The sequence below is a fragment of the Serinicoccus sp. JS2-9 genome, from assembly GCF_059025165.1.
In genome coordinates this window covers 528,464-547,067 of sequence record NZ_CM180091.1, presented here as the reverse complement: position 1 = coordinate 547,067, position 18,604 = coordinate 528,464, and the positions used below count along the sequence as shown (strand labels likewise).

21 protein-coding genes are annotated in these 18,604 nt (G+C 71.6%); 10 read left to right on the top strand and 11 right to left on the bottom strand.

What is annotated here, in order from left to right:
- Positions 1–53 precede the first annotated feature (53 nt).
- On the bottom strand, positions 54–974 hold the full coding sequence (locus AC5PYY_RS02775; protein WP_493898281.1) for a carbamate kinase: 921 nt from the start codon (positions 972–974) through the stop codon (positions 54–56).
- Positions 975–1,086: 112 nt separating this feature from the next.
- Between AC5PYY_RS02775 and AC5PYY_RS02770 the strand changes: the two genes are divergently transcribed.
- Positions 1,087–1,761 (top strand): biliverdin-producing heme oxygenase, encoded by a 675-nt coding sequence (locus tag AC5PYY_RS02770; protein ID WP_493898280.1) that lies wholly within the window; start codon positions 1,087–1,089, stop codon positions 1,759–1,761.
- Positions 1,762–1,764: 3 nt separating this feature from the next.
- Positions 1,765–2,358 carry a DedA family protein gene (locus tag AC5PYY_RS02765; protein WP_493898279.1) on the top strand — a complete coding sequence of 198 codons (594 nt, stop codon included), beginning with the start codon at positions 1,765–1,767 and terminating at the stop codon, positions 2,356–2,358.
- Here the strand turns inward: AC5PYY_RS02765 and AC5PYY_RS02760 are convergent.
- Positions 2,239–3,111 carry a DsbA family protein gene (locus tag AC5PYY_RS02760; protein ID WP_493898278.1) on the bottom strand — a complete coding sequence of 291 codons (873 nt, stop codon included), beginning with the start codon at positions 3,109–3,111 and terminating at the stop codon, positions 2,239–2,241. The genes AC5PYY_RS02765 and AC5PYY_RS02760 overlap by 120 nt on opposite strands.
- Before the next feature lie 323 nt (positions 3,112–3,434).
- Between AC5PYY_RS02760 and AC5PYY_RS02755 the strand changes: the two genes are divergently transcribed.
- The gene (locus tag AC5PYY_RS02755; protein WP_493898277.1) at positions 3,435–4,070 is read left to right on the top strand and encodes a 2'-5' RNA ligase family protein; all 636 of its coding nucleotides are present in this window, start codon (positions 3,435–3,437) and stop codon (positions 4,068–4,070) included.
- A 234-nt stretch (positions 4,071–4,304) separates the two neighbouring features.
- Here AC5PYY_RS02755 and AC5PYY_RS02750 read toward each other — a convergent pair whose 3' ends face one another.
- Complete coding sequence (locus AC5PYY_RS02750; RefSeq protein WP_493898276.1) at positions 4,305–6,032, bottom strand: metallophosphoesterase family protein; 1,728 nt, start codon at positions 6,030–6,032, stop codon at positions 4,305–4,307.
- Positions 6,033–6,087: 55 nt separating this feature from the next.
- Between AC5PYY_RS02750 and AC5PYY_RS02745 the strand changes: the two genes are divergently transcribed.
- From AC5PYY_RS02745 to AC5PYY_RS02730, 4 genes are all read left to right on the top strand, one after another.
- Positions 6,088–7,803, top strand: a complete 1,716-nt coding sequence (locus AC5PYY_RS02745) for an FAD-binding dehydrogenase (RefSeq protein WP_493898275.1) — start codon at positions 6,088–6,090, stop codon at positions 7,801–7,803.
- Between the two features lie 174 nt (positions 7,804–7,977).
- Positions 7,978–8,490, top strand: a complete 513-nt coding sequence (locus AC5PYY_RS02740) for an NUDIX domain-containing protein (protein ID WP_493898274.1) — start codon at positions 7,978–7,980, stop codon at positions 8,488–8,490.
- Positions 8,491–8,494: 4 nt separating this feature from the next.
- Positions 8,495–9,514, top strand: a complete 1,020-nt coding sequence (locus AC5PYY_RS02735; RefSeq protein ID WP_493898273.1) for a hypothetical protein — start codon at positions 8,495–8,497, stop codon at positions 9,512–9,514.
- 25 nt (positions 9,515–9,539) lie between these two features.
- Positions 9,540–9,935, top strand: coding sequence for a VOC family protein (locus tag AC5PYY_RS02730; protein WP_493898272.1), 396 nt, complete (start codon positions 9,540–9,542; stop codon positions 9,933–9,935).
- A 55-nt stretch (positions 9,936–9,990) separates the two neighbouring features.
- Here AC5PYY_RS02730 and AC5PYY_RS02725 read toward each other — a convergent pair whose 3' ends face one another.
- The 8 genes from AC5PYY_RS02725 to AC5PYY_RS02690 all read right to left on the bottom strand — a co-directional run bounded on the left by AC5PYY_RS02725 (position 9,991) and on the right by AC5PYY_RS02690 (position 15,590).
- The gene (locus AC5PYY_RS02725; protein ID WP_493898271.1) at positions 9,991–10,446 is read right to left on the bottom strand and encodes a methyltransferase domain-containing protein; all 456 of its coding nucleotides are present in this window, start codon (positions 10,444–10,446) and stop codon (positions 9,991–9,993) included.
- The gene (locus tag AC5PYY_RS02720; RefSeq protein WP_493898270.1) at positions 10,443–11,432 is read right to left on the bottom strand and encodes an NAD(P)H-quinone oxidoreductase; all 990 of its coding nucleotides are present in this window, start codon (positions 11,430–11,432) and stop codon (positions 10,443–10,445) included. Before AC5PYY_RS02720 ends, AC5PYY_RS02725 begins: the two co-directional genes overlap by 4 nt.
- 49 nt (positions 11,433–11,481) lie before the next feature.
- On the bottom strand, positions 11,482–11,880 hold the full coding sequence (locus AC5PYY_RS02715; protein WP_493898269.1) for a type II toxin-antitoxin system VapC family toxin: 399 nt from the start codon (positions 11,878–11,880) through the stop codon (positions 11,482–11,484).
- Positions 11,877–12,137: a type II toxin-antitoxin system VapB family antitoxin gene (locus AC5PYY_RS02710; RefSeq protein ID WP_493898268.1), complete on the bottom strand. Its 261-nt coding sequence runs from the start codon at positions 12,135–12,137 to the stop codon at positions 11,877–11,879. Before AC5PYY_RS02710 ends, AC5PYY_RS02715 begins: the two co-directional genes overlap by 4 nt.
- Before the next feature lie 47 nt (positions 12,138–12,184).
- A complete protein-coding gene (locus tag AC5PYY_RS02705; RefSeq protein ID WP_493898267.1) occupies positions 12,185–13,501 on the bottom strand; it encodes a NupC/NupG family nucleoside CNT transporter in 1,317 nt (438 codons plus the stop codon).
- Positions 13,502–13,707: 206 nt separating this feature from the next.
- A complete protein-coding gene (locus AC5PYY_RS02700; protein ID WP_493899314.1) occupies positions 13,708–14,028 on the bottom strand; it encodes an IclR family transcriptional regulator domain-containing protein in 321 nt (106 codons plus the stop codon).
- Positions 14,029–14,043: 15 nt separating this feature from the next.
- Positions 14,044–14,166, bottom strand: a complete 123-nt coding sequence (locus AC5PYY_RS02695) for a helix-turn-helix domain-containing protein (protein ID WP_493898266.1) — start codon at positions 14,164–14,166, stop codon at positions 14,044–14,046.
- 80 nt (positions 14,167–14,246) lie between these two features.
- The gene (locus AC5PYY_RS02690; protein WP_493898265.1) at positions 14,247–15,590 is read right to left on the bottom strand and encodes a glycoside hydrolase family 3 N-terminal domain-containing protein; all 1,344 of its coding nucleotides are present in this window, start codon (positions 15,588–15,590) and stop codon (positions 14,247–14,249) included.
- A 116-nt stretch (positions 15,591–15,706) separates the two neighbouring features.
- Here AC5PYY_RS02690 and AC5PYY_RS02685 point away from each other — a divergent pair, with 116 nt between their 5' ends.
- The 3 genes from AC5PYY_RS02685 (at position 15,707) to AC5PYY_RS02675 (ending at position 18,592) form a co-directional block, all read left to right on the top strand.
- Positions 15,707–16,129 carry a hypothetical protein gene (locus AC5PYY_RS02685; RefSeq protein ID WP_493898264.1) on the top strand — a complete coding sequence of 141 codons (423 nt, stop codon included), beginning with the start codon at positions 15,707–15,709 and terminating at the stop codon, positions 16,127–16,129.
- A gap of 792 nt (positions 16,130–16,921) precedes the next feature.
- Positions 16,922–18,079, top strand: coding sequence for a DNA/RNA non-specific endonuclease (locus AC5PYY_RS02680; protein ID WP_493898263.1), 1,158 nt, complete (start codon positions 16,922–16,924; stop codon positions 18,077–18,079).
- 9 nt (positions 18,080–18,088) lie between these two features.
- Complete coding sequence (locus tag AC5PYY_RS02675) at positions 18,089–18,592, top strand: hypothetical protein (RefSeq protein ID WP_493898262.1); 504 nt, start codon at positions 18,089–18,091, stop codon at positions 18,590–18,592.
- Positions 18,593–18,604 lie beyond the last annotated feature (12 nt).

The window sequence follows — 18,604 nt, the reverse complement described above, 5'->3', positions numbered from 1 at the left end:
TCCGAGAGCCTGGCCTGCGCGCGAGGCTGCCGGCCAGCGCGCGAGGCTGCCGGTCAGGGGTGGGCCGAGGTCACGTAGGTCCCGGCCGCGCCGTCCACGAGCGCCTGCGCCTCGTCCAGGCTCCCGATCGCCGCGGCGACGCCCTTGCCGCCGACCTCGACGAAACGGCATACCGCCTCGACCTTCGGGCCCATGGACCCGTCGGGCAGATCCAGCGCCCGCAACTCCTCCGGGGTCGTCCGCCGGATCTCCCGCGCCGCATCCGTGCCGAAGCCGTCGAGCACCGCGGGCACGTCGGTGAGCACGAGCAGCCGGTCGGCGCCGAGCCGGTGCGCCAGCAGCGCGGCGGACAGGTCCTTGTCGATGACCGCCTCGACCCCACGCAGGTCGCCGGTCCCGGTGCGCACCACCGGCACCCCACCGCCGCCCGCGCACACCACGATCACCGACTGGTCCAGCAGGTGGTCGATGAGTTGGGTCTCGATGATCTCCCGCGGCCGGGGCGACGGGACGACCCGGCGCCAGTGCTCCCCGTCAGCCTTCACCTGCCAGCCGTGCTTCTCGGCCAGCCCGCGCGCCGTCGTCTCGTCGTAGACCTCCCCGACGAACTTTGTCGGGTCCACGAAGGCTGGGTCGTCGGCGTCCACCAGCGTCTGGTTGAGCACCGCCGCGAACTGCCGGTAGGGCCGCTCGTTGCCGATCGCCTGCAGGATCCAGTAGCCGATCAGCCCCTGCGTCATCGCGCCCAGCGCGTCGAACGGGTAGGGCTGGCTCAGGCGCGCGTCGTTCGCGCTCTCCATCGCCAGGATGCCGACCTGCGGGCCGTTGCCGTGGGTGATGACGACCTGGTGGTCGTCCGTGAGCGGTGCCAGGGCCTGCATCGCACGGCGGATGTTGGTCACCTGAGCGGCCGCGTCGGGCACCTGCCCGCGCTCGAGCAGCGCGTTGCCGCCGAGCGCTACCACGATCCTCATGCGCTGACGGTATGCCGTCCCGCCCCTGCCGTGGGGACGCCCGCGCCCGCGGACGCGCAAGCCGCGCTAAAGTAAGGGTGACCTTATTCGTCTTTAGTAAGGGTGAGTGCCCGTGAACGTTCCCCTCTCCGAGGCGCTGCGGCAGGCCACGGCGGCCGCGCACTCCTCCGCCGAGCAGTCCTCCTTCGTCAGCGACCTGGTGGAGGGCCGGGCCTGCGCCGCGGCCTTCACCGCGCTCGCGACCCAGCACCTGCTCATCTACCGCGCCCTCGAGGATGTGCTGCGCGAGCACTATGCCGGTCATCCCATGCTGGGCCCCGTCGACGACCGCCGGCTCGACCGCGTGCCGTCCCTGCAGCACGACCTCACGACCCTCGTCGGCCCCGACCACGAGGTGCGACTCGCCGACGGGCGCCTCCCGATCTGCTACGCGACCAGCACCTACGCAACCACCCTGCGCGAGCGGCATACCCCCGAGATGATCCTGGCCCACCACTACGTCCGCTACCTCGGCGACCTCTCCGGTGGCCAGATCGTGGCCCGGCTGGTGCAGCGCCACTACGGCGTGCCCGACGCCGGGCTGACCTTCTACACCTTCTCCGGAGTCGACAAGCCCAAGGTCTACAAGGACGGCTACCGGGAGCGCCTCGACGCGCTGTCGCTCAGCGGGGCGCAGCGCGAGGCGGTGCTGGCCGAGGCGGTCGAGAGCTTCCGGCTCAACGAAGCAGTCTTCGTCGACCTCGCGGCCGCCCGCTCGCCGTTGCACACGGCTGCGGGTGTCGGCTGACGCATGCCCGATCTGGACGCCTACCCGTTCGCCGCCGCGCTCGCCTTCCTCTTCGCGGTGGCGCTGCTGCGCGGCCAGGTGACCTACGCGATCGCGCGCCTGGTCACCGAGCAGGCGATACGTCATACCCGACCGACCAGCGGCTGGCCCGCCGCGGTGCACCGCTGGCTGAACGGTGAAGCGGTCGGACGGGGGCGCGCGGTGGTGGAGCGCTGGGGGATGGTCGCGGTGGCGGCGTGCTACCTGACGGTGGGTTTCCAGACGATCGTGCTCGCCGGTGCCGGGGCGATCCGGATGCGGTGGGCCCGGTTCACGCTCGCGCAGCTGCCCGGTGCACTCGCCTGGGCGCTGATCTACGCGACGGTCGGCTTCGCGGTGTGGAGCGCCGTCATCGGCGCGGCGGTGACCGGCAACCCGGTGCTCACGGTGCTGGTCTGCCTGGTGCTGCTGGGGCTCCTCGGGTATGCCGTGCGCCGCTCACTCCTGCGCCACCGCCGCCTCGGACTCGATGATCGTGCGCATGCGGTCGGCCGGGTAGGCGCCCTGCAGCACCTGGGTGTTGATGAGGAAGGTGGGGGTCGAGCCGACGCCCAGTGAGGTGGCCTCCTCGGTGTCGGCGCGGACGGCCTCGAGCAGCTCATCGCTCTCCAGGTCGGACTCGAACTGCTCCAGGTCGGGCACGCCGACCTCCTCGGCGAGGTCGACGAGGTCGGCGGCTTCGAACTCCGCGTGCCCCTCGGTGGAGAGCGCAAAGACCGCCGACTGGTAGTCCTCCAGGTGGCCCTGCGCGGCGGCCGCGCGGCCGGCGACCGCAGCCAGCTCGGAGGTCTCCTCGAAGATGACGAAGTCGCGGAACTCGATCCGTAGCGTGCCATCCTCCACCAGCGGCAGCAGGTCCGGGCGGATCTCGAGGTGGAACTGCGCGCAGTAGGGGCAGCGGTAGTCGGCGTACTCGATCATGACCACCGGGGCGTCGACGTCACCGAACGCCATGGTGTCGTCGGCGTCGCGACGCTGCAGGTCGAGCAGCATCTGGGCGACCTCGGGAGACGGCGTCTGCTCGGTGGCGCCGGGGTCGGTCTGCTCGGTGGGCTCCTCGGACTCGCTCTGCTCCGGCTGGGCGTCGGGGTCCTCGTCGGTGTCCCCGGTCGCCGGCTCCTCGGCGGCGCCCGCCGTCTCTGGAGCGGCGGACGAGGTCTGGGGCGAGGAGGTGCCGTCAGGCGCGGGGTTGCCGAGGGCGAGCCAGGCGATGAAGGCGGCGGCCAGGGCTACCACCACGGCCGCGACGGCCCAGGCGATCGCGATCGCGGTGTGGTCGTCGCGGGGCGTCTGGTCGGGAGGAGCGCTCACCCTGTCAGCGTGGCACATGCCAGGAGGTCGGCCGTGCGCGGGGCGGCGGGGGTGAGGGTGGGTGCGGTCGGCCGTGCGGTGGGGATCGGTGCGAGTGGACCGATGCTCTCCGGGTGGGGCGGGGTATGCGGTGGGGATCGGTGCGGGTGGACCGATGCACTCCGGGTGAGGCGGGGTATGCGGTGGGGATCGGTGCGAGTGGACCGATGCACTCCGGGTGAGGCGGGGTATGCGGTGGGGATCGGTGCGAGTGGACCGATCCTCCCCCGGGTAGGGCTGGCTGGGACGACGTGCTGGGCCGGGCGTCCTGAAATGATGAGGGGATGCGTGCTTTCATCGCCCTGCTGCTGCCCCCGGAGGTGACCGACGAGCTGGATGCCTTCCTCGAGCCCCGCCGCGACGCCCGGGCGCCGCACGGGCACTGGCGCTGGACCCGGCCCGAGCACCGACATCTGACCCTGGCCTTCCTGCCCGAGCTGGACGAGTGGCGCGAGGAGGCGCTCGTCGAGGCCGGCGAGGAGTTTGCAGGGCGACGGACTCCCGTCGACCTGACGCTGGCCGGTGCCGGCGCCTTCCCCGCCCCGGAGCGCGCCCGCGTCCTGTGGGCCGCGGCGCGGCAGGTGCGGGCGCCTGGCGAGCGGCCTGCCACCGGCGCCGACCAGGGTGTTCACGAGGACGAGGAGCCTGCCCTGCTCGCCGACTGGGCGCGCGGTCTGCGGGCGGTGGCCAGTCGGGCCGGGGCTCAGGTGGACGGCACCCGGTTCACCGCGCACGTCACCCTGGCCCGCTCCGCCCGGGGACCCCAGCCGGCCGGGCACCTGCTGCAGGCGCTGGACACGCTGCATACCTCGGGGTGGACGGCGGACGAGATCTGTCTGATCCGCTCCGAGCTGGGCCAGGGGCCGCGTGGCACCCCGCGTTACGAGGTCCGCTACCGCTGGGCGATCCCCCACCCCTGACCCCTCAGAGTGACCGACCGCGCGTTCTGTTGTGACCGGCCGCGCGTTCTGTGGTGACTGGCCGCGCGGTTTGCTGTGACTGGCCGCGCGTTCTGCTGTGACTGGCCTCGCGGTATGCGGCGACAGACCGCATCTCGCGCGTCCAGTCCGGACATCTCGCGCGGCCAGTCCGGACATGTCGCGCGGCCAGTCCGGACATATCGCGCGTCCAGTGCGGGCATATCGCGCGGCCGGTCAGGGGTCACCGGTGACGGCCGCGTCGTCCTCGATCTCGGGGAGGTCGACCTCCGGCGGCAGGGTGGTGATCACCGCGTCGTCTGGTGGGGTGAGCTCGACCGGGGTCGGATCCGGCTCGTCCTGCACGCGCAGCTGGTCGACCTGCTCCACGGTGACGCCCTGCTCCGCCGAGCAGCTCCGGTCCGCCGGCGGCACGGGCTGGATCGACCGGCCGCTGATGAGGCTCACGTCGTCGAACTGCGGCCGTCCCGACACCAGGTTGCGGTACTGGTAGCGCGTCAGGCTGGACACGGCGCAGTCCTCGCCGAAGCTGAGGATGTCGAAGCTGTAGGCGTGGCCCTGCAGCTCGCCGGCGGTCTCCGGGTCCTCCTCGGCAGCCTCCTGCGCCTCGTCGGTGAGCGGCGGCAGCCGGAACTGGTTGACCAGCCCGCCGCCGGTGAAGGACCCCACCTGCACATGCTGCCCCTGCAACCCCGGCAGGTGCATGTGCCCGTTGATCGTGACCGCCTCGGCGCTCACCCGGTCCGCGGCGTAGGGCTGGTGGGTCAGGACGATGTCGGAGGCCGGCGCCCCGTCGGTGAGCTCTCGGAAGCGCTGCGCCAGCTCGCCCTGGTCGGCGCCGAAGTCCTCGCTGCGCTGGTTGAAGTAGCGCGTGTCGTTGAACCCGGTGATCGTCACGCCGTTGACGCCGATCTGCTGCAGCTCGCCCTCGCGCGGCTCCACGAGGAGCGCGTTGGGCACCTGCTCCAGACGGCGCAGGACGTTGTCGTCGCCCGCGGCGGCGCCGTCGTGGTTGCCACGCACGTAGACGTAGGGCACCCCCAGGCTCTCGATGCCCTCGTAGATGTCGGTGAGGTCACCCTCGTCGGCCCGCCCGAAGTTGAGCAGGTCGCCGGCGTCGATCACCGCGTCGATGTCCTGCGTCTGCACGATCTCGCGCATGAGGGGGTACTGGTTCATCCCGTGGATGTCGCTCACCAGCAGGAAGCGCGCCGCCTCGGCCACGCCCTCCCCCTCGGGGCTGAACTCCTCGCGCATCGCGCTCGACAGCGCCAGCAGGTTGGTGACGTAGACCGCGCCGTGGTCGGCCCGCTGGTCCAGCCCGGCAAACAGATCTCTGTTGTCGGCGGCCAACGACAGGAGGCTGGTGGTGCGGAACTCCTCGACCCGGTCGGTGCGATAGGTCAGGTATGCCGCCAGGCCGGGGATCGCCAGCGCCAGCACCGAGGCGATCGCCGAGGCGAGCAGCCCGCGCCCGAACACTCTGCGCGCCGGGTGCGCCGCGGCATACGCGATCATCACCAGCGCGGTGGTGACGAGCGCGCCGAGCGCGAACTTCCAGGCCAGCTCGCGGACCCCGCGGTCGATCGCCGCGCGCAGCTCCTCCGGCGTCGGCTCCAGGTCGGCGGTGCGCAGCTGCCCCCGGCGTAGCAGGTCGGTGATCTGGTCGCGCACTTGCACGCGCGCCTCGATGCCGGGAGCGGGCAGCACCTGCCGCGCGAAGGAGACCTCCATGTCCCCCACGACCGTCGGCAGCACCACGGTGGAGTCCAGCCGCGGCTCGACCGAGATGTCGGCGGCGAAGTAGCGGGTCTCGGTGTGGACCGGCCAGATCTGCGTCGTGCCGACACCCCCGATGAAGGCGAGGAGCAGCAGCAGGGCCACGACGCCCACGCGCCGCAGCCCCGCTCTCACCGTCGTGGCGATGCGCTCACGGTTGCCCATCGGATCGAGCCTAACTCCCGTTGCGGCACCGGGGCCTGCCGGTAGCCTCGCAGCCATGGCACGAGGAAGTGCGGGTGCGCGCGCTGATGTCGTCGTGGTCGGGGCCGGGTTGGCGGGGTTGGTCGCCACCACCGAGCTCGTCGCCGCCGGGCGCCGGGTGATCCTCGTCGACCAGGAGTCGACCGAGCATCTCGGCGGTCAGGCGTGGTGGAGCTTCGGCGGGCTCTTCCTCGTCGACAGCCCCGAGCAGCGAAGGATGCGCATCCACGACTCCGTCGACCTCGCCTGGCAGGACTGGCGCGGCAGCGCCGGGTGGGACCGGCTCGACGGCGAGGGCGACGCGGGCTGCGCACCGGGGGAGGACCACTGGGGTATGCGGTGGGCGCGCGCCTACGTCGACTGGGCCGCGGGGGAGAAGCGGGACTGGCTGCGCGAGCGCGGGGTGCGCTTCTTCCCGGTCGTCGGCTGGGCCGAGCGCGGTGACGGCACGGCGACCGGGCACGGCAACTCGGTGCCCCGCTTCCATCTCGCCTGGGGCACCGGGCCGGGTCTGGTCGAGCCGTTCGAGCGGGCCGTCCGGGAGGGGGTGGCGGCCGGTCTGGTCGAGCTGCGGGGCCGGCACCGGGTGACCGGTCTGGTCACGACCGACGGCGCGGTGACGGGCGTGCGGTGCGACGTCCTCGCTGACGACATCGTCGAGCGCGGTATGCCGTCGTCCCGGGAGGTCGTCGGCGAGGCCGAGCTGTCGGCGCAGGCGGTGGTCGTCACCAGTGGCGGGATCGGCGCCAACGTCGACCTCATCCGCGAGCACTGGCCGCATCGGCTCGGCACGCCTCCGAAGGACGTGGTCACGGGGGTCCCTGCCTACGTCGACGGGTCGATGCTCGCCCCGGTGGAGGCGACGGGGGCGCGGTTGGTCAACCGGGACCGGATGTGGCACTACGTCGAGGGCATCCCCAACCACTCGCCCGTCTGGCCCGGCCACGGTATCCGCATCCTGCCCGGGCCGACCAGCCTCTGGCTCGACGCGACCGGGCGGCGGCTCCCGGCGCCATGCCTCCCGGGTTTCGACACGCTCGGCACCCTCGCGCACCTGCGCACGACGCTGCCCGAGCACGACCACAGCTGGTTCGTCGCGACGCACACGGTCCTCGGCAAGGAGTATGCGCTCTCCGGCTCCGAGCAGAACCCCGACCTCACCGGACGCTCGGTGCGGGACGTGCTGGGTCGGGTGACGACCGACGTGCCGGCCCCGGTGCAGGCCTTCGTCGACCACGGCGCCGACGTCGTGGAGGCGCCGAGCGTGGAGGAGCTGGTGGGGAAGATGAACGCGCTGACCGGCGGTGAGCCGACGCTCGACGCCGGCGCGGTGCGGGAGCTGGTCGAGGCGCGCGACCGGGAGCTGGCCAACGGCTACGGCAAGGACGTGCAGGTCGCGCTCGTGCGCGCGGCGCGGAAGTCGTTGGGGGACAGGCTGATCCGGACCGCCCCGCCGCACCGGTTCCTCGACCCCAAGCACGGGCCGCTCGTGGCGATCCGGCTGCGCGTGCTGACCCGCAAGACCCTTGGCGGGGTGCAGACCGACCTGGAGTCGCGCGCGCTGGACGCGGCGGGCGAGGCGATCCCCGGGCTGTACGCCGCGGGCGAGGTCGCCGGGTTCGGCGGCGGCGGGGTGCACGGCTACCGCTCCCTGGAGGGTACGTTCCTGGGCAGCTGCCTCTTCAGCGGCCGCGCGGCCGGCCGCGCCGCCGCAGCTGCGACCGCCACCTGACCCCACCGCCACGCGACCCCACCCCGACCGGCAGCCTCGTCTGCTCACTCCGCGAGCCGCGTCTGCTCGCTCCAGCAGCCTGGGGGGCCCGGTCCGAGGGCCTCGTCTGCTCGCTCTAGCAGCCTCGTCTGCTCACCGGGCAGCGTTGTCTGCCCGGTGTGGTTGGGTGTGGCCATGGATCTGGCGACCCTGCGCCGCAAGGCGAGCACCGCGGCCCTCCTCGGCTTCCGGTTGACCCCCGGGCCGGTGCGTCGCGCCGTGGTCCGGACCGTCGCCCCGAGCTATACGGTCGGAGCCGTGTGCGTCATCGAGCACGACGGCGAGTTCCTCGTGCTGTGGCAGCCGCACCGGCGCGGGTGGAGCCTGCCGGGCGGTCTGCTCGGTCGGGGCGAGGACCCCGCCGACGCGGTCCGCCGCGAGGTCGCCGAGGAGGTCGGCCTCGACCTCGATCCGGGAGACCCGGTCGCGGTGCGGATCGACCCGCTCCAGCAGGGCGTGGACGTCATCTTCCGGGTCCGCCTGGAGCGGCGGCCCGACCTCGAGCTGTCGACCGAGGCGCGCAAGGCGCGCTGGACCTCCCGCGCCGAGCTGGGTCCCGCCGACCGGGACACGCGCGGCATACTCGCCGAGCTCGCCAGCGCTGACGCGCCGCGACGCGAGGGCACCTGGACCGACCTGTCACAGTAGTGCTGTGAGACGTCTCTTCCTGACCCTCGTAGCCACCAGCGCGCTCACCGTGTCCGCCTGCTCGGGAGGCACGAGCGGCGACACCGCGACCGAGACCGCCGGGGTGGCGGACGAGGCCGCGGCCAGCTCGGTCGCCCCGGCCCCCGCACCCGGCTCCGAGGAGGACGCAGGCGAGGCCGCCGACGCCGGTTCCGGGGGCGACACCGCCGCCGGCACGACCGAGGGTCCCTTACAGCTTCCGCGGGGGGGCACGGAGCTGTTCCCGCGTTACCGCCTCATCGGGTATGCCGGGTACCCCGGTTCGCCGGGCATGGGCCGGCTGGGCATCGGTGACCTCGACGAACGGGTCGAGGAGATCGAGCCCGAGCTCGGCGATTTCGTGGGCGACCGGGAGCCGATGCCGACCCTCGAGCTCATCGCCTCGATCGCGCACCCGGTCCCTGGCGCCGACGGGTCCTACCGCACCCACGCCCCGGACGAGGTCATCGACGACTACCTCGCGGCCGCGAACCGGCACGACGCCATCCTGCTGCTCAACATCCAGACCGGGGCGGTGCCCTTCCTCGAGGAGGTGCAGAACTTCGAGGAGTGGCTGGTCGAGCCCAACGTCGGCGTCGCGCTCGACCCCGAGTGGGCGGTGGAGCCCGGGCAGGTGCCGGGGGAGGTCTACGGGCGCACCAGCGGTGAGGAGCTCAACGAGGTCGCGGCCTACCTCGCCGACCTGGTCGAGGAGCACGGGCTTCCGGAGAAGGCGATGGTCTATCACCAGGTGCACGAGGGCGTCGTCCAGGACGAGGGTGACTTCGTGGCGCACGACGGTGTCGTGGCGATCAAGTCGGTGGACGGGATCGGGCACCCGAACGACAAGGTCGCGACCTTCGACCGGGTCAACGAGAGCACGCCCGACCACGTGCGCGGGGGCTTCAAGCTCTTCTTGGAGGAGGACGCCGTCTTCGGGCCGATCATGACGGCTGAGGAGGTCGCCGAGCTCGACCCGGAAATCGAATATCTCATGGTCGAGTGAGCCCGACCCGACTAGCGTCTGGCCCATGTCGGTCTTCGTCTCGCACACCACCATCGACTGCCACGACGCCTTCGCGCTGAGCGAGTGGTGGCGGGCGACGCTGGACTACGAGATGGAGCCGGACGACCCCAACGAGCCGGGGCACGAGGAGTGCCTCATCCGTGACCCGGCCACGCGGCATACCCTGCTCTTCATCGCGGTGCCCGACGAACACCTTCCGGCGAAGCGCATCCATCTCGACGTGCGTCCGCGGGAGCGGGACCGGGACGACGAGGTGGAGGGGCTGCTCTCCCGGGGAGCCACGCTGGTCGCTGACCGACGGGGGATCTACGGCCCGGGCAGCGGCTGGGTCACCCTGGCCGACCCGGAGGGCAACGAGTTCTGCGTGCTGCGCTCGGAGGCCGAGCTGGCGCGCAACTGACTGTCACGTTCACTCCCGGCTCACCTGGGGAGGATCGGTGCAGGGGGACCGATCCTCACCGGGGATGTTGGTGGGCCTCGATGCCCTGCCTCTTGGTCGCGACCAGTGCCGCGTGAGGTCGCGCGCCGGGCGCGGATCGCTGCTCCCGGTCGAGCATCGTCCAGCCCACCTCCTCCAGCTCGGCGACGAGTCGGTCGAGCGACCAGGTGTATGCCGTCGCCACCGCGTGGTCGAAGGCGGCGCCGTGCTCGCCGTCGAAGAACCCGAGGGTGAGCGAGCCGGCCGGCCGCGGGGCGTCGCGCAGCACCGGGTCGATCCCCGAGACGTCGTGACCCGACGCGGTGAGGTGGGCGGTCCAGTGCCCCGGGCCGCACCCGAGGTCGAGGACGGGACCCGTGATCGAGCCCGCCCAGCGGTCGATCCGGGCGCGGTCGTCGGTGAGGTCGAGCCGGCCGATGAAGTCGGCATACTCACGGGCACGGGCGCCGTAGGCCTCGCGCCACCCGGTCACCCGGCCACGGTCAGCAGGATCTTGCCGATGTGCTGGCTGGCTTCCATCTCGCGATGCGCGTCGGCGGCCTGCTCGAGCGGGTAGCGGGACTGGATGAGCGGCCGCACGCGACCGTCGGCGATCCAGGGCCAGACGTGCTCGCGCACCTGGGCGACGATCTCGGCCTTGCCGGACAGCGGGCGGGAGCGCAGTGACGTGGCACGCACCGAGGCGCGCTTGGTGAGCAGCCGGCCGAGGTCGAGCTCGCCGGTGCGCCCGCCGAGCAGCCCGATGACGACGAGTCGCCCGTCGTGGGCGAGTGCGCGCACGTTGTCGGGGAGGTACTTCGCGCCCACGACGTCGAGGATCACGTCCGCGCCGGCGCCGTTCGTGGCCTCGCGCACCTCCTCGACGAAGTCCTGCTCGCGGTAGTTGACGAGCACGTCGGCCCCGAGCTCGCGACAGGCTTCGAGCTTCTCCGCCGAGCCTGCGGTGACGGCTACGCGCGCGCCGAGAGCCTTCGCCACCTGGATCGCCATGGTGCCGATGCCGCTCGAGCCGCCGTGGAGCAGGACCGTCTCGCCCTCGGCGAGGCCCGCCTCCATCACCAGGTTGCTCCACACGGTGCACGCCACCTCGGGCAGGGCGGCGGCGTCCGCGACCGGTATGCCGTCCGGAACCGGCAGGAGCTGCCCGACCGGTACGGCGACGGTCTCGGCATACCCTCCGCCGGCGAGGAGGGCGCAGACCTCGTCACCGACCGACCAGCCGGAGCCCTCGGTGCCGGGACCGAGCTCACGGATGCGCCCGCTGACCTCGAGGCCGGGCAGCTCGGACTCGCCGGGCGGGGGCGGGTAGAGGCCCTTGCGTTGCTGCACGTCCGCGCGGTTGACGCCGGCGGCGACGACGTCAACCAGGGCGAGGCCCTCGCCGACGCTCGGGGTGGGCACCTCGGCGGGCACGAGGGCGTCGGCCTCGCCGGGCTCGGGGATCGTGATGGCTCGCATGACCGCCACCCTACGAGCGGGCGGTGGCACGCCGCCGCCGGAGCCAGCACTACCGGGCCGAGGGGATGTCCGTCTGGGCGAAGTCGTGACCGGTGAACAGCAAGGCGGCGCCGAGGCTGCGCGCCGTGGCGTAGCTGAAGCAGTCTCCGAGGTTGAGCGCTGCGGGGTGGCGCCCCTCCCCGAAACGGCGCCACGCGGCGACCGCGATAGCGGCCTGGTCCGCGTCGACCGGGTGCACGTCGACGGCCAGGCGGTCGAGGAGGAGCTGGAGGTCGCGAGTCGCCTCGGCGCCTTGCCTGGCCTCGACCACGATGCCGACCTCCACCGCTGTGGCGGCGCTGAGCACGAGATCACCGGCTGCGCCCCGCATCACGTCCAGGATGCCTTCGGCACCCGACTCGCCGAAGACGACCGACGCGAGCGCAGAGGTGTCCAGGACCACCGTCATCGCGGCAGCCCGGCCTCGTCGTAGCCCAGGATGTCGTCGGGAGTCCTGGCGTCCTGCATGGTGCGCGACCTCCCGCGGTCGATGATGCCTGCGATGTCGTCGATGGCGGCGCCACCATGCGCGCGGGCGCGGGCCCGGACTCGCGCCAATCGCTCCTCCAGGGCACGCCGCGTGGCGACGGTGATGGACTCGCCGGTGGCCGCAGCGAGCTCGCGAGCGGCCCGGTCGGTGTCAGGGTCCTTGATGTTCAGCGGCACCTATCCACCCTCTGAGGAAGAAAGGTGGATAAGCAAGGAAGAAAGGGCTAACCGATGAGGATGCCGGCGATGGCGGCGCTCATGAGGTTGGCCAGGGTGGCGGCGAGGATGGCGCGGATGCCGAGCTCGGCGATCTCGCGCCGCCGGTCCTTGACCAGGCTGCCGAGGCCGCCGAGCAGGATGCCGAGCGACCCGAGATTGGCGAAGCCGGTGAGCGCGAATGTCACGATCGCGGCCGTCTTGTCGCTGAAGTCGCCGATGGTGGGGGCGAAGTTCGAGAAGGCCACGAACTCGTTGACCACGACCTTCTGCCCGACGAAGCTGCCGGCGCCGGTCGCCTCGCTCCAGGGCACACCGATCGCCGTCATGAGCGGTGCGAAGACGTAGCCCAGAATCTGCTCGAAGGTCAGGTCCGGCTGGCCGAACCAGGCACCGACCGTCCCGATGAGCAGGTTGACGAGGGCGATGAGCGAGATGAAGGCGAGCAGCATCGCGCCGATGTTGAGAGCCAGCTTGAGCCCGTCCGCGGCGCCCGAGGCGGCGGCGTCGACGACGTTGCGATACTCCATACCCTCAGCAATGTCATCGTCGTCGTCCTCCGTTCGCGCAGCGGCGCCGTCGGCGTCGGTGTCCGCGTCCGCCTCCGCCGGCTGGTCGTGGGCGACCCGGTCCTCGCGCTGTCGTCGCTCCTCCGGTTCAGCGTCTGGGTCCTCCGGCAGCACCAGTTTCGCCATCATCAGCGCCCCGGGGGCCGCCATGAAGGACGCGGCAATGAGGTACTCCAGCGGCGCCCCGAGCAGCGAGTACCCGACGAGCACCGAACCAGCCACCGTCGTCAGTCCGCCGACCATGACGGCGAAGAGCCCGGAGCGTGTCAGTCCCTTCAGATACGGTCGGATCACCAGCGGCGCCTCGGTCTGGCCGACGAAGATGTTGGCCGCGGCGTTGACCGACTCGGCCTTGCGCGTGCCCAGAGCCTTGCCGAGCGCCCAGCCGAGATTCTCGACCACGAACTGCAGGATCTTGAAGTGGTAGAGCACTGCGGTCAGCGCAGCGAAGAAGATGATGACCGGCAGCACCTGGAAGGCGAAGACCACGCCCGCGTCGTCGCCCTGCGGCAGGACCGGTCCGAAGAGGAATCCGATGCCCGCGTTGGACGTGTTGATGACGGCCTGGACCCCTTGGGTGACCTTCGCCAGCGCGGCCTGCCCCCACGACCAGTAGAGCACGATGACGCCGAAGATCACCTGGATGCCGAGCGCGGCGAGCACGGTCCGCCAGCGCACCGCCCTTCGGTTGGTCGACAGCGCCAGTCCCAGCCCGACCAGCAGCGCCATGCCGCCGATGCCCCACAGCACGTCCATGTGCACCTCCCGGTATGCGTCCTCGCTCGACTGTGCAGACCGTACCGTGCCGGGTGGGCCCGGCGCAGATCTGGTGGCGCCGGTCGGGAGGACTTGTGGCGCCGTCATGCACTCGTGTCCTGCTGCAGCCGGGCACAGGAACACCAAGGCGCTACGAGTCTGCCTAGGTTCGGCCCCCGACGGAGTCTGCGGGGTCGACTGCCGATCTAGGTCTGGGAGCGGTGGCCCCGGCGCTCGGACAACCCCGCTGCGGTATGCCGTACCTGGGCCACGATCTGCTCGACCTGCTCAGTGTCGGGACCGCCGCTCGCGCCCCCCGCCTCGGTCGGGTACGTCACCGCCACCCCGGCCACCGGGTGGCCGGGGTGGTCCAGCACCGCGGCGGCGACCGACGCCAGGCCCAGCGTGACCAGCCCGTCCTCCACGGCATACCCCCTCGACCGGGTGTCGCTGAGCTCGTAGGCCGCGACGCCGAGCCCGTATCGCCGCTCGTCGGGGAGGTGCGCGACATATCCCTGGTCGAGCAGGACCGACAGCAGGTGTTAGGTCGAGGACCGCGGCAGGTCCAGCTCGCGCGCGATCGTGGCGGCGGCGACCGGGGTCGCGTGTCGGGCGAGCAGGGGCAGGATCGCCAGCGCGTGCCCGGCGGCGGGGGCGTTCGCCATGTGACAGGCTATGCCGTCGCCGGCCTCGGAGCGTGCAGCCGAGGCTGCTGGACCGGACCTACGAGGCTGCCGGAGTGGACCTACGAGGCTGCCGGTGTGCAGGGGGCGAGGTCGAGTTTGGCTTTGAGGTCGAGCACGCGGGCGGCCTTGGCCTGGATCTCCTCCGCGAAGTCCGGGTCGCCTTCCACGGCGGCGAGGGTGGCCTCGACCATCGCGGTATGGATCGTCGGGTCGCCGTTGATGACCACGTCACCGCCCGCCTCGAGGAAGCCGAGCGCCCGGTCGCCAGGAGCGACGTCCTGCACCTGCGCGGCGGCGCCCAGGTCGTCGGAGATCACGACGCCGTCAAAGCCGAGGTCGCCGCGCAGCATGTCCTCGACCACCACCTCCGAGAAGGCCGCGGGCACGCCCGGGTCGATGAGGTCGTAGGCCGCGGTGCCGACCATCACCGTGCTCGCGCCTGCCGCGATCCCGGCCTCGAAGGCCGCCAGCCCGGGGTCGTCGCGGGTCGTCTCGGTGTCGCTCACGTCGGGGGAGAAGTCGGTGTTGCCGCGCACGCGCCCCAGGCCGGGGAAGTGCTTGAGGCTCGTGCCGACGCCCGCTGCGTGCATCCCCTCCACGAAGGGCACGACCCGCGCGCTCGCTCCTACCGCGTCGGTGCCGTAGTGCCGCCGCAGGACGCCGATCGGCTCGTTGCTGCCGACGGACTCCTCCGGCACCACGTCGGCCACCGGGGCGAGGTCGAGGTCCACCCCCGCCTCGGTCAGCTGCTCGCCCCAGGTCTGCGCCTCGGTCCGCAGCTGCGCCGCGGACCACGTCGCCTGCTCGGTCGCCGGAGGTATGCGGTCGAAGCCCGGCCCGCGCAGCCGCTGCACCTGGCCGCCCTCCTGGTCGACCGCGACGAGCAGCCCGACCTTCTCCGGCTGAGAGGCCCCCGCCCGGAGCGACTCGGTCATCGCCGCGACGCCCTCGACGCCCGCCTCGGTGTCTCCGAGCAGCACCACCTGGCCGGTCGAGGTCGTGGCCAGCAGGTCCAGCAGCGCGGGCGTCGCCCCGGCCTCGGTGTTGACGCCCAGCATGAAGAGCTGTCCCACCTGCTGCTCGACGGCCACGTCCCGGGCCAGGGCAGCGCACGACCCCTCGGCGGGCCGGGTCGGCGTCGGCGCGGCCGAGCTGTCGGTCTCGGCCTCGTCCGACTCCGTCGGGACGGTGTCCTCCGCGTCTGTGGTGCTGTCCGTCGCGGTCCCTCTGGCCTGGTGGTCTCCGCCGGCCCCGTCGCCCGAGCCGCCGGCTCCTGTGCTCGCCTCGGCGGGCTCCTCCTGCGGAGCCGTCTCCGGGGCGATCTCGAGGTTGCCGCACGCCGAGAGCAGCAGCGCGAGCGCCATGAGCGCCGCCATGCTGCCGATTCCCCGGAGCACGCCCATCGTGACCTCCTGGTATGCCTCGTCGCGGGTAGCGCCGACCGTACCGCGTGGTGCGGGGTCGGGGTCAACGGTGGTTAGTCTGTGGCCACGACCAGTGGACAGCGAGGGGAGCGGTCGTGGAGCCGAGTGAGCAGCAGCAGGCGGTGCGCGCGGTCGCGCAGCGCTTCGTCGAGATCGCGCCGGCCGGCTGGGCCCGGCTCGTGGGCAACTGGGAGGCGACCCGGGTGGACGGCCAGGTCAATCTCAACTACCTGACCCTGGCGGTGGTCGACCTGCAGGACCGCTGGGGGATCGGGCAGCTCGACTTCGACGAGCCGCTCTACGACCTGGTCGTCGAGCTGCACGAGGGCATGGGCTCCTCCGGGGATCGGTGGAGCGTGCTCGACCTCGAGGTGGACGCCGACGGGGCCTTTCGCACCACCTTCGGCTACGGCCAGCCCAAGCGCAGCCTCGGCATCGAGGACGGGGAGTCGATGGGGCGGTTCCAGAACTACCTGGCGACGTGGGTCGCCGAGCACGGCGAGCGCCCGCAGCGCTGAGCGCGGGCATACCAGGACGAAGGGGGAGCGCGATGGCGGGCGACGACGAGGTCACGATGGTGCCAACCCGTACCGGACGGCGCTGGAGCAGGCGCGGAACCGGTCGGTCGACCCGGCCGGTGACATCAAGGAGGCCCTCGACAAGGCCGACCGGGCCCTGTCGTTGGGGTGCTGGGTGAGCACGACGGCCGACGACTTCGGCGCGGCGCTGGCGGAGCACAAGCGGACCCTGGGGCGGGTGCGTGTACGCCCAGTTCGACGAGGACGACCTCTCCATCAAGAGCCAGGCCCAGGTCGAGGCGGACGCGTGATAGGTCGCGGACTACCTCGAGGAGGGCGGGGGGATCCCGCAGGAGATCCTCGACCTGCTCGCGGAGGGCAAGAACGACCCCTACTTCGCGCAGGCCCTGGCCGAGCGGGTCGACCTGGAGGACCTGTCCAACACCATCGCCGGCGCGGGGATGCCGCCGCAGACCGGCGGCTACGACCCGGACCACCAGGAGAAGCTGGAGGCCTGGCGGTAGGACTACGACGCCCTGTTCGACGGGCTCGGGCAGACCATGGGTCTGGCCTCGCGCGGCACCGGCGACGTGGCCCCGTCGGAGGGGTGGGGCCAGCAGTGGATCGACGCGATCACCACGACCGACCCACCCGGTCAGGCCTCCCGGCTGGCGGCGGTGGTGTCCCGCGGCCGGTGGTCGACCGACTTCACCGTGGAGCTCATGCAGGCGCTCCACGACTACGAGACCGGGGAAGAGGGCTATAGGGATGTGGGGCCAGAGCTCACACCCGATGGGCAGCGACGTGGGAGCCAGGTTGCCGGACGGCACCGAGGCCTACGACCCGATGGCGCTCGTGCTGGAGGCTGTCGCGAAGGATCCCGAAGCGGGGATGCGGATCTTTGAGGAGTCGGGCACGACGACGGTGGAGGTCGACGGCGAGGACCACGAGGTGAGCGTCTTCGTGGACTACCTCATCTCGCAGCGGAGGTGGCCGGTCGACGACGGTGAGGCCTCGGGCCAGATGATCCTGGCCGCCGCCACGCCCTACGAGGGTGGATCGGTCTACTCCGCCGAGGTCGCGGTCGACGCCTATTGGGCGAGCGAGGCCTTCAAGCAGGAGGTGGAGTCTCGCCCTGACGACGCCCCGTGGTGGTCCTCGGCCGGGCACATCGTGCTCGACACCCTGGGGCTCATCCCGGGGATCGGGGAGCTCGCCGACCTCGCCAACGGCGCCTGGTACTACGCCGAGGGCAATGTCGTCGACGGGTCGCTGTCGATGGTCGCGCTGGTCCCGATCGGTGGTCAGGGTGCGACGGCCGCCAAGTGGGGACGTCGAGCGCTGAGCGGTGAGGCCGCCGAGGCGGTGTTCAAGAACCTCGACAACGTCCCGCTGAACCAGATGGACGAGTCGGTGCAGCTGCTCGCCAAGGCCGACAACGTCGAGCCAGGTGTCTTCCGCTTCGACAACATGGACGACTTCAACCGGGCCGCCAACAATCCCCACCCCAACGTGCGCTACGAGTACGACGGGATGTCCTGGCGCACCGATGTCGAGGGCAGGCCGATCGAGGTCGGGGGGGAGCTCAAGCTCAACCCCGTCGGCCGCAACGACCCGAAGCTGCAGACCGAGATCGGCAAGGGCCCGGGGTCGCGTGACTCGGATGTGGGCGTCCACCTCATCGCGGACTCACTCGGCGGTCCGACCAACCGGCTCAACGTCCTGCCCGGCAACGGCAAGCCGATCGACGACGGGCTGGCGAACCTCAACCAGGGCGCCGACGCGACGATGGAGCGAGAATTGCGGGACGCCCTGCAGCACGGCACGAGTGTCAACATCGACATCCGACCGATCTACCCCGACGCCAGCGATTGGAGACCGTCCGAGTTTCGAGTCACTGCGTTTGTCGATGGCCGGCTCCGGCGCTTCGGGCCAATCGTCAACAAGTAAGGAAGCCCTATGAGCCAGGACATGCTCATTAATGAACACGTTGAGCACATTGTTGCAGTCCTCACTGCCGAACACTCGCAGTGGATTCGAGCGGTGGCGTGGGTGGGGCGGCTGCAGGACAGCGCTGGGACGCCAGCTGAAGGCGACATTTACCTCAATCGCGTTTTGTGCTGGGAGGACGGGGAGGTCGTTCCGAAGTACTACGCCGGCGTCGACGACTACGATGCTTATCTTGCTATTTCGCAGATGACTTCTGACGTCGTTTGGACCCAGTTCAGGCTGGTCGCAGATCGAGATGGCGGCCGACAGGTCGAGTTCGTGACGAACGAGCCGCGGCGTCAGGTCGAAGGCTCAGCAACCGACCCGTACTGGCACCAGGTCGACGACTACCTCGAACTGAATCGGGAGGAGGTCGATGCGCTTGTGGATCGGCTGCGGGACAGTGGCGACCTGCCCGGTGGGAAGAAGAAGTCGGGCCGAGGGGTGCTCAGCTACTTCCGCCCGGGTACATGATCAGAGACCACG